Source organism: Streptomyces sp. NBC_00459 (assembly GCF_036013955.1).
Lineage (GTDB): Bacteria > Actinomycetota > Actinomycetes > Streptomycetales > Streptomycetaceae > Streptomyces.
On the sequence record NZ_CP107903.1, the window covers coordinates 7,606,212 to 7,620,938 of the forward strand.

Here is a 14,727-nt window from a genome sequence, read left to right on the forward strand (position 1 = left end):
CGGATCCGCGTCGGGATGGGACCCGCCCCTGGTCCCGGGGCCGCCGGGCGCCGCGGCGCGTTCTCCGGTGCCCGGCATCGGCGGCCCTCCGTGAGCCCGCCGGCCCGCCAGGGCCATGAACTCGCCGTTCTGCTCAGCGTCGCGAGCCGTATCGAGCCCGATCTGATGCGTGCGGTACGGATCACGGTGGCGCCGCTGCTCGATGTGTCGGCCGAGGTCGACCTGTGGTTCGGGAATCTCGTGGAGCGGCGTGGGTACGGCTATGTCTCGCTCCGTGGCGACCTGTTGCCGTCGCTGCGCAACGAACTCGCCGACCGGCTCGCCGGTTCACCGTCCGGGGCGCCCGTGCACACCCTGTGGTCCGTGATCGAACGTCTGCACAAGGACCGTTCGCCTGCCCTGTTCGCCGAGGAGTGGGCCACGTGGCTCGCGATCCGGGACGGTGTGGGCGCCGACTTCGCCATCGAACGCGCGCTGAAACCCGCGCTGCGGGCCCTGGTCGAGCAGGGCAGGGACGGGGTCGCCCGCTGGTTCGCCGGTGCCTGGCCGCGGCTGCCCGAGCCGGTCCGTCGTACCACCACCGCCTGGCAGCTCGCCACGGTCACCAGTGCCCGGCTGTCCGGCGTGAGCCTGCGCCCCGAGCTGCCGGAACGCCTGTCGGTGACCGACATCGGGCTGATCGCCGCGAGACTGCCCCGTGTCTCGCTCCGGGTGCGCCGGTACGGGCCGGACCTGTTGCTCGGCGAACGGGCCGACGGCGTGGGCGGGTTCACCATCGAGGTTCCGGACACCGACCCCAGAGTGCTGGACCTGCTCGACGAGCCGTTGCCCCGGACCCTGCTGGTGAGCCGGGGCGCCACCGTCACCGAGCGCGTCGGCTGGGGGCCGGTACAGCTGCTCGCGGCCGACGGTGCCGTCTACGCGCTGCCCGCGCCCAGCCCCGTCCCCGAGCGCCAGGCGCGTCTGCAGAGGTCCGCCGCACCCGACCGGCGGATCACCGTCGCCCACACCGGTGCCAGCCAGGCCTGGGGCACCTGGGTCGCTGACCAGGCGGAGGCCGCCGGGTTCGGCGTGACGGCCGTGCCGTGGCACCCGGATCCGGGGCGGGCGCTGTGGGACGAACTCGGCCAGCTGTCGCGTGGACCGGGGCGCACACTGCTCGTGCTGGGCGACACCGACTGCAGACTCGGCGGGCGCGGCGACGACGAGTGGAACGCCGCGCTGCCCGAGGCCGCCGCGGACCGGCCCGGCCGGCTCGCGGCGGTACTCGTCGGGGCGGGTGAACGGCCCACCGCCGTCGAGGCGTTGCCGCTGGCCGACCTGCGTGGAGCCGACGAACGCGAAGCCGTGCGACGTCTGTTCGCGCTGCTCGGTACCCGGCCGGCCAGAACCTCAGCCGACACCGGACACGGTGACCGTCGTACCGCTGACGCCCGTTTTCCCGGCATCGCGCCCCCCGTCTCCAACGCCCCGTCGCGCAACCCCCGCTTCACCGGCAGGGAAGCCGTGCTCTCCCGGATCCGGCAGACCCTGCTGGCGCCCGGACCGGAACCCGGTGCCGCCGACCGCCACCGCTGCGTGCTGCTCGGCGCCTCGGGCACCGGCAAGACACAGACGGCCACGGAGTACGTCCACCGTTACGGCAACGAGTACGACGTCGTGTGGTGGATGAACGCCGGTCACCAGGGCACGGCCCGTGAACAACTCGCCGAACTCGCGCCGAGGTTGGGACTCACAGCGGGGCAGGGCATAGGCAACCGCATCCGTGCGGTGCAGGCAGCGCTGCGAGTAGGGCAGCCGTATCATCGCTGGCTGCTGGTCCTCGACCGAGCCGACGACGTGACCGAGATCGAGGATCTGCTGCCCGAGGGGGCCGGCCATGTCCTCATCACCTCCAACAGCCGCGCCTGGGAGGACAACGAACGCGTCCACCGCGTCGACCTGCCCTCCTTCCCCCGCGCGGAGTCGATCGCGTACATCAGGAGCAGGGCCCCCCGGCTGAGCCTCGCGGAGGCCGATCTGCTCGCCGAGACGGTCCAGGACCTGCCACTGCTGCTGTCCCACACCGCGGCCTGGCTGGTGGCCCACCCCATGCCGGTCGTCGAGTACCTGGAACTCGTCCACAACGGCCACCCCGGCCGGCTGGTCCAGCCCGGCGGTGCGGGAGCCGGTGGCTCGACCGGGTATCCCCGGGCGCTCGAGAGCAGTTGGTCCATCACGCTGAGGTCGCTCCAGGAGCGCCATCCGGCGGCCGTGGAACTGCTCAAACTCTTCACCTGCTTCTCGCCCGACGCCGTCCCCATACGGCTGTTGCGGAGAGAGCGGTTGTCCGGCCTGCCGACGCGCCTCACGAGCCTGGCAGCCGACCGCCAGGCGTGGGACGCGGCGTTGCTGATGCTGGCTGAGACGTCGGCGGTGAGGCTGGTGTTCGGCGGCGAGCGGGTGGAGCGGGTGGAGCGGGCGGAGGTGCACCACTTCTACCATTCCCTGCTGCGGGACGGCCTCAGCGACGACGAGCGGGATCTGTTCTCCCAGGCTGCCTGCGACGTTCTCGCCGCCGCCGATCCGGGGAATCCGCTCGACACCCGGAACTGGTCGCGCTACGCCGAATTGATCCCTCATCTGGAGATCTCCGGAGCGCTCGACAGCGCTCGTGACGCGGTGTCCCAGCTGGTGCTGAACTGTGTCGAGTACCTGCGCGGGCGTGGCGAGGCACGCACAGGTCTACGGCTGTGCGAGCTGACCATCGCGCGGTGGCACAGCCGGATGCCGCCGGACAGCACCGAGATGCTCATCCTCACCCACCAGCACGCGAACATGCTGCGCAGGACAGGGCGTTACCGGGAGGCCGAGGCGGTGGGCCGCACGGTCGTCGACCGGCTGTCCGCGCGGCGGCCGTCGGAGGACCCCGAACTGCTGCGCGCCAAGAACGGACTGGGCGGAACACTGGTGGCGCTGGGGGCGTATCGCGAAGCCCATGTGGTGTACGAGGATTCCGCGCGGGTCAGCAGGGCGGTGCACGGGGACGATGTCACCCGCAACCGCCAGTCCTGGTCCAACCTCGCCAACGTGCTCGACCTTCTCGGGCGCTACGACGACGCGTTGGACCTGTACACGGCCCTGGCGACAGGGCTGAGGGACGAGTTGGGCCGCCGGAACTACTGGGCGCTCTACAACGAGCTGCGCTGCTGCTGGACGCTGCGTCTCCTCGGCCGCTACGGGGAGGCTCTCACCCGGCAGGAGGCGAACCTGAGCGACTACGGCGAGGTCATGGGCCGTTACGCCGTCAACTCGATGCTCGCCGAGCACAACCTCTCCCTGTGCCTGCGCCGCTCCGGCCAACTGCCGCAGGCGGAGCGGAACATGCGCGAGATCGTCGACCTCGCCCGTCAGCTCTACGGCCCCCGCCATCCCCAAGCCCTCTTCGTCGCCGCCGACTACGCCTCCCTGCTCCGGGAACACCGCGACCTGGACCGCTCCTGGACCCTCGCCGACCGGGTCGCCCGCGACTACGCGGACCTGCTGGGCAACGCCCACCCCTTCTCCGTGGGCACGGCGGGCAATGTCGGGCTGACGCTGTGGGAGTCGGGGGACCGGGACGAGGCGCTCCGTATCGCCGAGCGTGCCCTGCGCGGGATGACCGCGGCGATGGGGGCCGATCACCCCTGGACACTGGGCTGTTCGCTGAACGTCGCCGGAGCGCGCAGCCTCGTCGGGGATCCGGAGGGCGCCGCCGGCTACAGCCGGGACTGCATGGCACGGTCGGCGCGTGCGGTGGGCAGCGCGCACCCCCTGACCCTGATGTGCAAGGCCGCCCTCGCCGCCGACCTGCGCTCCCTGCGCCAGACCGACGCAGCCGACCGACTGCAGCAGGAGACGCTGGGGCAACTCGTCGAGGCGCTGGGGGCGAACAGCCCGTTCACCCTGGCGGTGCGCCAGGGTGAACGGCCGTGCTGGGACTTCGAACCGCAGCCGGAGTGACCGGCACTCCGGCTGCGGATCACCGCTCCCTACGGCTTCCGCGCCACCGCGCCGTACATGGCGATGTCCTCGTCCCTGATCCCCTCGCCGCTCTCGGCGTCCGGGTGCCACTTGTGGACCTGGACGATGCCCGGCTCGACCAGGTCGAGGCCCTCGAAGAACTCCTCCGCCTCCGGGAACGTACGCAGGCGCATCGGCATGTTGCGGGCCTTGTACTCGCGGGCGACCCGGCCCACCTCCTCCGGGGCGAACTCGGCGGTGCCGATGGACATCGCCAGGTAGCTGCCCGAGGGGAGCGGGTCGAGGAGACGGCGGACGATGCCCACCGCGTCGTCCTCGTCCAGGACGAAGTGGACGATGGCGATCACCGTGAGCGCGACCGGCTTGGTCAGGTCGAGGGTCTCGCGGAAGTCGGGGGAGTCGAGGATGGCCTCCGGGTGCTGGAAGTCGGCCTCGATGTACGCCGTCCGGCCCTCCGGGGTGCTGGCCAGCAGGCCCTGGGAGAGGGTGAGGACGATCGGGTCGTTGTCGACGTAGACCACCCGGGACTCGGGGGCCACCGACTGCGCGATCTCGTGCAGGTTGGGGGAGGTCGGAATGCCGGTGCCTATGTCGAGGAACTGGCGGATGCCCGCTTCCTTGGCCAGGTAGGCCACCGCGCGGTTCATCCAGTCGCGGTTGGCCTTCATGTGGATCGGCAGAGCGGGCCACTCGTGCGACATGGCGTCGCCCGCTTCCTTGTCGGCGGGGTAGTAGTCCTTACCGCCGAGGATGTAGTCGTAGATCCGCGCGGAGTGTGCGTTCTCCGTGTCGATTCGGTCGGCCGGCCATCCGTTGTCGGGCACGCGGCCCCTCCCATTCAGGTCGTAAGGCTGAGTCAGGTCGATCAAGTCTCAGTAGAAACAAGGCAGTTCAGAGCAGGAAGTCTGCGACACCCGCCTTGACGCCGGCCAGGAAACTCGTCATCTCGTGCGGGGTGAAGACCAGGGCCGGGCTGTCGGGATCGGTCGACTGGCGGACGGCGACCCGGCCGTCGGCGAGCTTCTTCACTTCGACGCAGGCACCGCCCGCGTCGTCGCTCCACGGCTTGGACCAGCCCCGGGAGCCGAGCTCGTGGGCCGGCATGCCGTTGCGTACGGGGTGGGAGTGGCTGGTGTGGTTCGGGTGGGTGTGTGCGAGATGGGGGTGAGTGGGGTGGTGCATGTCAGAGCTCCTTGCGAATCGCACCGAGGAGGGCCTCGGTCTTTCTGGCGGGCGCCGACTGCGCGCCCAGCCGGTCCAGAGCCTCGCGATAGACGACGACGTCGTCGCCCTTGTCGAGGTACACCGCGCCGACCAGACCGCTCAGATAGACGATGTCCGGCAACTCGGGTGCCCTGAACCGGAAGAGATGGAACGCTCCGGCCCGCATCGCGGGATGCGGGCCGTTGCCGAACGGCATGATCTGCAAGGTCACATGAGGCAGCGCGTTCATCTCGATCAGATGGTCGATCTGCGCGCGCATCACCTCCGGACCGCCGACCGGCCACCGCAGCACGGTCTCGTCCATCACGATCCACACCCGCGGCGGTGCCGCGCGGGTCAGCAGTTCCTGGCGGCGCAGACGCAGCGCCACCCGGCGGTCCGTCGCCTCCGAGGAGGCGTGCGGATTGCCGGCACCCAGCAGCGCACGCGCGTACTCCGCCGTCTGGAACAGACCTGGCACGAACTGCGCCTCGTACGCACGGATCTGCAACGCAGCCTGTTCCAGGCTCAGATACGCGGCGAACCAGTCGGGCAGTACGTCCCGGTAGTTGTGCCACCAGCCGCGCTTGTTGGCCTCGCGGACCGACTTCAGGAACGTGTCGATCTCCTGCTGGTCCGTCACCCCGTATGTCTGCAGCAGTTTCTCGACGTCCGGCAGGCGGAGACGGGCCACCTTGGCCGCTTCCATCCTGCGGATCGTGGAGTGGCTGACGCCGATGGCCGCGCCCGCGTCCTCGAACGTGAGGCCGGCGCGCGTCCGCAGCTCCTCCAGCTGTCTGCCGAGGATCATGCGCAGGACGGAGGGGGCGCCGCCCCAGTCGGTCTCCGCGGTCACACCTACCCCCTCACACCGGGCTCAGGGTTGCAGTCTGTCACGATCATCTTTCGACGGAAGCAGCATGCACCCCACAAATTGCAAATTTCAACTTGCTGGTTGCGAGCCGTTGTTGTCAGGTGTCACAGTGTTCGTACCTTCCCGGAAACGGTGAACGACGAGACTGAACGGCCCAGTTGGGGGAGAAGGGGCCGCAACCTGCGCTGTTTTGATGCGGGTTGACCTGCTCGCGGATCACATTCGGGGCGGTGTCGCACCGGCCAGGGTGCGCAGGCAACGAAAGGCGAACGGCGATGGCTCCGCCCTCCCTCCCCCAGCCACTCGGCCGAATGCCCGGCGGCCGGCCTGCCGGCCACGCGGCCCACCTCGATCACCCGGACCACTTTCCTCACTCTCCGCAGTCGGGCATGTTCGGGCTGCCCGCGACTCCCGCCTCCGTGAGTGCCGCCCGCCGGAAGGTGCGCGAGCTGCTCGACGCCTGGGAGGTCGACCCCGACACCTCTGACAACGCCCTTCTGGTGACCTCCGAGCTCGTCACCAACGCCTTCACCCACACCGCCAGCGAGCGGATCGTCTGTCGGCTGCACCTCTCCGCAGGGCGGCTGCGCATCGAGGTCGAGGACGAGAACCGCGGCGGGACCCTGCCCGCGCAGCGCAGGCCCAGCCCCGACGAACAGTGCGGACGAGGACTCCTGCTGGTCGGCATCCTGAGCGGCGACTGGGGAGTCCGCGACGCCCCGCACGGCTCCGGACGCGTCGTCTGGGCCGAACTCCTCACGGAACAGGCCGAGTTGGGGGAATCCGCCCCACCGGTAGCGCCGGTCATGGCATCGGTGGACGGCGTAGTGGCGGCGTCGGTCCCGGCGACGGTTGATGTCGAGGTGCCGGCGTCGGTCACGGCGGTCACTCCCGCCGAGCACGCGCCGACCGTCGAGCACGGTGCGACCGTCGTGCACGCGCCGACCGTCCAGAGCACGTCCGTCGCGCCCGACGCACCGGCCCCGGTCGAACCCGCGTCCTCCCTTTCCCCGCCCCTTTCCTCCACCCTTGCCGCCGCACCCGTACCCGCGCTTCCCCCGGCCGCTGTCTCCGCGCCCGTACCTGCCCTCCCTTCGGCCTCTGTCGCCGCCCTCGCCGCCGCGCCCGCACCGGTCGGACCCGCGCCCGCCCTCACCCCGACTCCATCCGCCCACCACGCCATACAGGCCGCCATGCCCGCCCCCTGGCATCCGTCGGCCCCGCATCGCACCCGGCCCGTCCCCCACTCGGCCGAAGGAATCGCCTCACATGGACCGTATGGAACGCCAGCACCGCATCCCCCGTACTCCCGCTCCTGACCAGCGCCAGCCGTACAGCCCGCACGGCCCGGTCACGCACCCGTCCCACTTGCCGAACTTGTCCCACGCGCCCCACATGCCTCGCCCTCTCCAGTCCGCCTCCCACCTCGCGCCCCCGCCGCTCCACGCGCCCCCCTCGGCCAAGCCTCCGCGTGAGCACCCCGGTCACCCCGGCCGTCCCGGTCACCTCGCCCTCCCCGCCCGGCTGACCGCCGGCCTCGGGTGCGACGCCGTGGGCACGCCCGGTGAGCACGGGCAGCGGATCATGGACTCCCTGCCCCGCGTCGGCTGTGTCTTCGCCGACGACCAGCACTGGTGGTGGATCGTCCCGTCCGGTTCCCACCTCGGTGTGAGCTGGCCGCCGAGCGTCCGTTACGTGGTCGGTGCCCAGCTGGCCGACCCGTCCTGGACGCGCACCCGGCCGCCGTCCCCGTCCGTCCTGCCCCGGCTGATCCACACGCCCGAGGGCGACTCCCCGTACACCCCGCCGATACCGCTGTACGTCCTCGCCTGCCGACTGGCCGGCAGCGTTCCCAGCTGGTCGCTCGGCACGGGCGGCTGATCCCGCCGACTCCCGTGCGGATCCCCTGAGGCGAAAGGCCTCGGGGGATCTTGACGGCACAAATGTTACCGGTAACATCGTTGCCGTCCCCGCACCGGCGCGCGGACCGGGGTCAGCCGCGTTCTCGACCACAGGCGACGGGAGTCCACGTGACCGATCAACCCACCGGACGACCGGCGGTCACCGAGCGATGGCCCCTCCCGACGTCCCCTGCGACCCCGACCGTTCCGGTCTTCAGCCCCGTCGCCGTGGTCGCCTCCTGCGTCGGCTTCGTGCTGATCGGAGTCATTCAGGCCCTGTACGGTCCGTCGATCCCGGCCCTCCGTGACGAGTTCGGGCTCTCCCCGTCGGCCGCCGGTCTCGGGCTGAGCGCCCACTTCGCCGGCGGGGTCGGCGGGGTGCTCCTCTGTGACCGGCTGTACGTGCGCGTCGGCAACCGGCGCGTCCTCGGCAGCTCGTACGTGCTGATGGCGGTCGGCGCCGCGGGCTTCGCGCTGGCGCCGAACTGGCCCGTGGCACTGGCCGCCGCACTGCTCGCCGGGCTCGGCTTCGGCGGTATCGACTACGGCCTGAACCAACTGTTCGCGGTCGGCTTCGGCACCCGTTCGACGGCGATGCTGAACATCCTCAACGCCCACTTCGGCGTCGGCGCGATCCTCGGCCCGGCGCTGATCGGCGCGGTCGGCTCGGAGCACTATCCGGCCGTCTTCCTCGCCTTCTCCCTCGCCAACCTGCCCCTGCTGCTGTGCCTTCGTGGCGTACGGGATCACGTACCGCAGCCGGGCCCCGCAGCCGAGTCCGGTGCCCCCGGCAGTCCTGGCAGCCCCGGCGGCCAGGTGCTCGCCCGCAGCCTCGGATCCGTACTCGGCGTCTTCGTCACCCTCTATGTCCTGCACGTGGGCATCGAGGCGGGCGTCGGCGGCTGGGAGCCGACACATCTGGAGACGGTCGGATACGGGGCCACAGGCGCCGCCACTGCCACCTCCGTCTACTGGCTGATGATGACCGCGGGCCGTTTCCTGGCCGCTCCGCTCGCCCTGCGTTTCTCCCCGCAGTCGATCATCGCGGTGTCCTGCGCCGGAATGACCGTCTGTCTGCTGCTGGCCGCCGTGCCCGGACTCGCCCCCTACGCCTACGCGGGCGTCGGCCTCTTCATCGCGCCGATCTTCCCCACCGGACTGCCCTGGCTGCACCGGGCCGCCCCGCAGGCACGGAGAGCCGGAGCCTTGGTCATCGCCGCCTCGATGGCCGGGGGAGTGGCCGCGGGACCGGCACTCGGCAAGGCCATCGAGTGGTCCGGCGTACGTGCCGTGCCGCTGCTGCTGGGCGGGGTCTCGGCGCTGTGCCTGGCGGCCACGCTCTGGCTGATCCGCGCGACCCGGACCCATTGAACGCCTCCTACTGAACGACTGAACGACCCCATGAACCGAACCGAAGGGAAGCCCCCGCATGCCCACTCCCGCCCTGACAACGACGTCCGACGGTTTCCTGCTGCACGGCGAGCCGTTCCGGATCATCTCCGGCGCGATGCACTACTTCCGTGTCCACCCCGACCAGTGGGCCGACCGGCTGCGCAAGGCCCGTCTGATGGGCCTCAACACCGTGGAGACGTACGTCCCCTGGAACCTCCACCAGCCCGAGCCCGGCACCCTCGCCCTCGACGGCATCCTCGACCTGCCGCGCTATCTGCGGCTGGCCAAGGCGGAGGGGCTGCACGTCCTGCTGCGGCCCGGCCCGTTCATCTGCGCCGAGTGGGACGGGGGCGGGCTGCCCTCCTGGCTCACCACCGACCCCGACATCCGGTTGCGCTCCAGCGACCCCCGTTTCACGGGCGCCATCGACCGCTATCTGGATCTGCTGCTGCCGCCCCTGCTGCCGTACCTCGCGCAGTCCGGCGGTCCCGTCATCGCCGTCCAGGTGGAGAACGAGTACGGGGCGTACGGCGACGACGCCGCGTACCTCGAACACCTCGCACAGGCTCTGCGCTCGCGCGGGATCGGGGAGTTGCTCTTCACCTGCGACCAGGCCAACCCCGAGCACCTCGCGGCGGGCAGCCTTCCCGGTGTGCTCACCACGGGCACCTTCGGCAGCAAAGTCGCGCATTCCCTGGAGCAGTTGAGGGCACATCAGCCCGAAGGGCCGCTGATGTGCGCGGAGTTCTGGATTGGCTGGTTCGACCACTGGGGCGAGGAGCACCACACCCGGGACGCCGCAGACGCCGCCGCCGACCTGGACCGGCTGCTCTCGGCGGGCGCGTCCGTCAACATCTACATGTTCCACGGCGGCACCAACTTCGCCTTCACCAACGGCGCCAACCACGACCACGCCTACCAGCCCATGGTCACCTCCTACGACTACGACGCCGCCCTCACCGAGAACGGCGACCCCGGACCGAAGTACCACGCGTTCCGTGACGTGATCGCCAGGCACGCGCCCGTCCCCGACGAGCCGGTTCCCGCGCCGAGCGTCAAACTGCCGCCCACCGTCGTCGAGTTGGGTGAGCAGGCGCCGCTGCTGCCCAACGCGGGGCTCCTCGCCAAGCCCGTGCGCACCGAGGACCCGGTGACCATGGACGAGCTGGGGCTGCGCGCCGGGTACGTGCTCTACCGCACCACCGCTCCCCTCGCGGGCGACGGGCTGCTGCACTTCGAGGGCGGAGTGGGAGACCGGGCCCAGGTGTTCGTCGACGGAGCCCCCGTCGGCGTACTCGAACGAGAGCGGCACGAAGAGTCCCTGCCCGTCCGGATTCCCGCTGCCGGAGCGGTGGTCGAGGTGCTCGTGGAGAACATGGGCGGGGTCAACTACGGGCCGCGCATCGGCTCGCCCAAGGGGCTCCTCGGGCCGGTCACCCTCAACGGCACCGCGCTGCACGGCTGGGACAGCCACCCCCTCACCCTCGACGACCTCGGTGCGCTGCCCTTCGCCCCCTCGGACGGGACCCCGGCCGCCCAACCCGCCTTCCACCGGGGCACGTTCGAGGTCGGCACCCCCGCCGACACCTTCCTGTCGCTGCCCGGCTGGACCAAGGGCCAGGCCTGGATCAACGGCTTCCACCTCGGCCGCTACTGGAACCGCGGACCGCAGCGCACCCTCTACGTGCCCGCGCCCGTGCTGCGCCAGGGCGTCAACGACCTGCTGCTCCTTGAGCTCAACGCCACGACCTCCACGCGGGCCCTGCTCACCGACACCCCCGACCTCGGCCCGGTGAAGCCATGACCCGCCACTCCCTCCGGGTCCCCGCGACCACCGAACCCCTGCTCACCGGCCACCTCCCCTTCTCCGACGCACCGGGAGCCGCCGACCCCATCGGGGTGAACAGCCGCTGGTTCACCCGGGGCGGGCGCCCCTGGTTCCCCGTCTCCGGCGAGTTCCACTACACCCGCTGCCCGGCGGGGGAGTGGGAGGAGGAGCTGCTGAAGATGAAGGCGGCAGGCGTGACGGCTGTCGCCAGCTACCTCATCTGGATCCACCACGAGGAGATCGAGGGCCGGGTCCGCTTCGACGGCGACCGCGACCTGCGCCGCTTCGTCGAACTCTGCGCCCGCCACGGCCTGGACTTCATCCCGCGCATCGGCCCCTGGAGCCACGCCGAGGTACGCAACGGCGGACTGCCGGACTGGCTGCTCGCCCGTACCCGGGCACCCCGCACCGACGACCCCGCCTATCTGGAACCCGTACGCGGCTGGTTCACCGCGATCGCCGAGCAGTTGAAGGGGCTCGACCGGGCGCACGGGGGACCGATCGTCGCCATCCAGATCGAGAACGAGCTGTACGACCAGCCCGGGCACCTCCTCACCCTGAAGCGGCTGGCACAGGAGGCCGGCCTGAGTGCCCCGCTCTGGACCTCGACGGCCTGGGGCGGGGTCCAACTCCCGCCCGACGAGCTGCTTCCGCTGTACGGCGGCTACACCGAGACCTTCTGGACCGAGTGGGACGGCGGCTGGTCCGACACCTGCCGCAAGCACTTCTTCTTCACCCACCAGCGCGACGACGAGGGCATCGGCGCCGACCTGAGGCCGACGCACGTGCGGGGTGGTGAACCTTCCCCCACCGACAGATTCCCCTGGGCCACCTGCGAGTTGGGCGGCGGGATGGCCGTTGCCTACCACCGTCGGCCGAGGGTCGACGCGGCCGACATCGGCGCCCTCGGGCTCACCAAGATCGGGTGCGGCTCGGTCTGGCAGGGCTACTACATGTTCCATGGCGGCACCAACCCGGCGGGTGAGCTGACCCCCCTCCAGGAGTCCCACGCCACCGGCTACCCGAACGACCTCCCCGTCCTGACGTACGACTTCCAGGCACCGCTCGGCGAGTACGGCCAGTACCGGCCCTCCTACGACGAACTACGCCTTCAGCACCTGCTGCTGGCGGACTTCGGCGCGCTCGTCGCACCCATGCCGTCCGCGCTGCCCGTGCGACAGCCGGCCGGACAGGACGACCGGGAGACGCTGCGCTGGGCCGTGCGGAGCGACGGCGGCTCCGGTTTCCTGTTCGTCAACAACCATCAGCCGCACGAGCCGTTGCCGGACCACCCGGACACGTCGTTCACCGTCGGCTTCCCGGACGCTCCCGAACTGACGTTTCCCAGTGCGCCGGTGACGATCCCTCAAGGAGCCTATTTCTGCTGGCCGTTACGTCTCGACGTGGCCGGGCTGCGGCTCGACTGGGCCACCGCCCAGCCGGTGTGCACGGTCGACGCCGGCGGACGTACCGTCCTGGTGCTGGCCGCCACGGACGGGATTCCCGTAGAACTCGCGCTGGACATCGGGACGCTGAGGTACGTGCACACTCCCATGGGGAGGGTCGAGTCCGCCGGCGGACGCTTCCTCGTCACCGGACTGCGGCCCGGTACGGACGCCCTCGTCGAGGTCGGGACCGTGGACGGCGGACAGGTCGGCCTGCTGGTGCTGGACGCGGCGACCGCCCGTACCGCCTACCGGGGCGTGGCCTGGGGCGCCGAGCGACTCATCCTGTGCGGCGACGGGGCCGGGGTCGTCTTCGACGAGCCGGCCGGGGTGGTGCGTGTGCACAGCGCGGCGGCGAGGACGTCGTTCGCCGTGCTGCCCGCACCCGGGACGCCGCCCGGCGGGAACCTGGCGGTGTCCTCCGACGGGGTGTTCACCCGCTACACGCTCCCGGCCGGCGAAGACCGCGGCCGTTCCGGCACCCTCGACGTGTCCGTGGTCCGGGCCGCCGGGCCCGCCCCCGACACCGTCACCGGCGTACTGGACCGGGCCGGCGTCCCGGCCGACACGTACTTCGACACGTCCGCCGCCGAGTACCTCATCGACGTACCGGACGAACTCCCGCGCACCGGAACGCTGTTGCGCATCCACTGGACCGGAGACGTGGCCCGCGCCTACGTCGGGGACACGCTGGTCGCCGACCAGTTCTTCGCGGGGCGGGTCTGGGAGATCGGCCTCGACCGGCTGTCGGCCGACGCACTGCGCAACGGAGGCGGGCTGCGGGTGAGGGTGCTGCCGTTCGCCGCCGACGCACCCGTGCACCTGCCGGTGCCCGTGCCGGTGGGAGAGGCCGGGATCGCGCGGGCCGAGTGGGTCACGGTCCGGACTCACGTGATCGGAGGGTAGGGCCATTCCGGTGGTGACCTGCGTCCGGCGGCCTATCCTGTGGGCCAGCCGGGCGGGGCACGACCGCCACGGAACAAGCCGAAGGATGCGACCCCCATGACCCGAAGTGCCGGTGGCGGCGCCGTTCCCAAGGGACGCAGCCGGCGCAACTTCGCGGGCACGAGACCGGTGATGGACGACGTGGCACGGCTGGCCGGCGTCTCCAAGCAGACCGTGTCGCGGGTGCTCAACGACAATCCGGCCGTACGGGCCGAGACCCGCGAGTCGGTGCTGGAGGCCATGCGGTCGCTCGGGTACCGGCCGAGCCGCAGCGCGCGTTCGCTGGCCAGCGGGCGGACCCGGATGCTCGGCGTGATCTCCTTCGACGCGGCCCGCTACGGGCCCGCCTCCACCCTCACCGCGATCAACACCGCCGCCCAGGACGCGGGCTACCTGGTCAGCTCCATCGCCCTGGACACCGCCGACCGGGACACCGTCGTCCAGGCCGTGGACCGCCTGTCGGCGGAGGGCGCAGACGGGGTCATCGCCATCGCCCCGCAGCGGCGCGTCGGCAAGGCGCTCGCCGAGGCCCACCTCGACATCCCCCTCGTCGTGATGGACAACGCCCTCGGCGACGACACCCCCATGGTCACGGCCGACTCCCGGGGCGGAGCGCGCCTGGCCACCGAACACCTCCTGGGCCTGGGCCACCGTACGGTCCGCCACATCGCCGGACCGACCGGCTGGACGTCCGCCGAACGCCGGGCCGCGAGCTGGCGCGAGGCCCTGGAGAAGGCGGGGGCCGAGGTGCCCGAGCCGCTCGTCGGCGACTGGAGCGCCGACTCCGGGTACGAACTGGGCCGGCGGCTCGCCCGTGATCCTGACGTCACCGCCGTTTTCGCCTCCAACGACCAGATGGCGCTCGGCGCGTTGCGCGCCCTCCACGAGGCCGGCCGCCGGGTCCCGGACGACGTCAGCGTCGTCGGCTACGACGACATCCCCGAAGCCGCCCATCTGCTGCCCCCGCTGACCACCATCCGCACCGACTTCCAGGAGATCGGCACCCGGTCCCTGCGGCTGCTCCTGGCGCGGATCGACGGCCGGGAGGAGACGGGCGACGCGGACGCCGGGGCCGTGGTCTCCGTCATCCCCGCCCACCTCATCGTGCGACGCAGCACGGGTCCGGCACCGGCCTGA

Annotated in this window: 10 protein-coding genes; 7 read left to right on the plus strand and 3 right to left on the minus strand. The window is 71.4% G+C overall.

Features of this window, described 5'->3' with window-relative positions; genetic code table 11:
• Positions 1 to 90: 90 nt before the first annotated feature.
• Entirely contained in the window at positions 91 to 3,981 is a 3,891-nt protein-coding gene (fxsT, locus tag OHN74_RS33605; protein WP_327698317.1) for an FxSxx-COOH system tetratricopeptide repeat protein, read from the plus strand.
• 29 nt (positions 3,982 to 4,010) lie between these two features.
• On the opposite strand, the gene OHN74_RS33610 is transcribed toward fxsT, so the two are convergent.
• The 3 genes from OHN74_RS33610 to OHN74_RS33620 all read right to left on the minus strand — a co-directional run bounded on the left by OHN74_RS33610 (position 4,011) and on the right by OHN74_RS33620 (position 6,061).
• Positions 4,011 to 4,826, minus strand: a complete 816-nt coding sequence (locus OHN74_RS33610; RefSeq protein WP_327698318.1) for an SAM-dependent methyltransferase — start codon at positions 4,824 to 4,826, stop codon at positions 4,011 to 4,013.
• Positions 4,827 to 4,893: 67 nt separating this feature from the next.
• Complete coding sequence (locus tag OHN74_RS33615) at positions 4,894 to 5,184, minus strand: DUF397 domain-containing protein (protein WP_443060489.1); 291 nt, start codon at positions 5,182 to 5,184, stop codon at positions 4,894 to 4,896.
• 1 nt (position 5,185) lies between these two features.
• Complete coding sequence (locus OHN74_RS33620; RefSeq protein WP_327698319.1) at positions 5,186 to 6,061, minus strand: helix-turn-helix domain-containing protein; 876 nt, start codon at positions 6,059 to 6,061, stop codon at positions 5,186 to 5,188.
• Between the two features lie 293 nt (positions 6,062 to 6,354).
• On the opposite strand from OHN74_RS33620, the gene OHN74_RS33625 reads away from it, so the two are divergent.
• From OHN74_RS33625 to OHN74_RS33650, 6 genes are all read left to right on the plus strand, one after another.
• Positions 6,355 to 7,398, plus strand: coding sequence for an ATP-binding protein (locus OHN74_RS33625; RefSeq protein ID WP_327698320.1), 1,044 nt, complete (start codon positions 6,355 to 6,357; stop codon positions 7,396 to 7,398).
• Positions 7,399 to 7,474: 76 nt separating this feature from the next.
• Positions 7,475 to 7,960 (plus strand): hypothetical protein, encoded by a 486-nt coding sequence (locus OHN74_RS33630; protein WP_327698321.1) that lies wholly within the window; start codon positions 7,475 to 7,477, stop codon positions 7,958 to 7,960.
• Positions 7,961 to 8,109: 149 nt separating this feature from the next.
• A complete protein-coding gene (locus tag OHN74_RS33635; RefSeq protein WP_443060490.1) occupies positions 8,110 to 9,351 on the plus strand; it encodes an MFS transporter in 1,242 nt (413 codons plus the stop codon).
• Positions 9,352 to 9,409: 58 nt separating this feature from the next.
• Positions 9,410 to 11,176 (plus strand): glycoside hydrolase family 35 protein, encoded by a 1,767-nt coding sequence (locus OHN74_RS33640; RefSeq protein ID WP_327698322.1) that lies wholly within the window; start codon positions 9,410 to 9,412, stop codon positions 11,174 to 11,176.
• The gene (locus OHN74_RS33645) at positions 11,173 to 13,551 is read left to right on the plus strand and encodes a beta-galactosidase (protein ID WP_327698323.1); all 2,379 of its coding nucleotides are present in this window, start codon (positions 11,173 to 11,175) and stop codon (positions 13,549 to 13,551) included. Before OHN74_RS33640 ends, OHN74_RS33645 begins: the two co-directional genes overlap by 4 nt.
• 96 nt (positions 13,552 to 13,647) lie before the next feature.
• A complete protein-coding gene (locus tag OHN74_RS33650; RefSeq protein ID WP_327698324.1) occupies positions 13,648 to 14,727 on the plus strand; it encodes a LacI family DNA-binding transcriptional regulator in 1,080 nt (359 codons plus the stop codon).

Excerpts from the sequence above, each read along its gene's own strand:
- OHN74_RS33615 (WP_443060489.1), bottom strand. The coding sequence starts at position 5,184 with ATGCACCACCCCACTCACCCCCATCTCGCACACACCCACCCGAACCAC.
- OHN74_RS33625 (WP_327698320.1), top strand. The coding sequence starts at position 6,355 with ATGGCTCCGCCCTCCCTCCCCCAGCCACTCGGCCGAATGCCCGGCGGC.
- OHN74_RS33630 (WP_327698321.1), top strand. The coding sequence starts at position 7,475 with ATGCCTCGCCCTCTCCAGTCCGCCTCCCACCTCGCGCCCCCGCCGCTC.
- OHN74_RS33640 (WP_327698322.1), top strand. The coding sequence starts at position 9,410 with ATGCCCACTCCCGCCCTGACAACGACGTCCGACGGTTTCCTGCTGCAC.
- OHN74_RS33645 (WP_327698323.1), top strand. The coding sequence starts at position 11,173 with ATGACCCGCCACTCCCTCCGGGTCCCCGCGACCACCGAACCCCTGCTC.
- OHN74_RS33650 (WP_327698324.1), top strand. The coding sequence starts at position 13,648 with ATGACCCGAAGTGCCGGTGGCGGCGCCGTTCCCAAGGGACGCAGCCGG.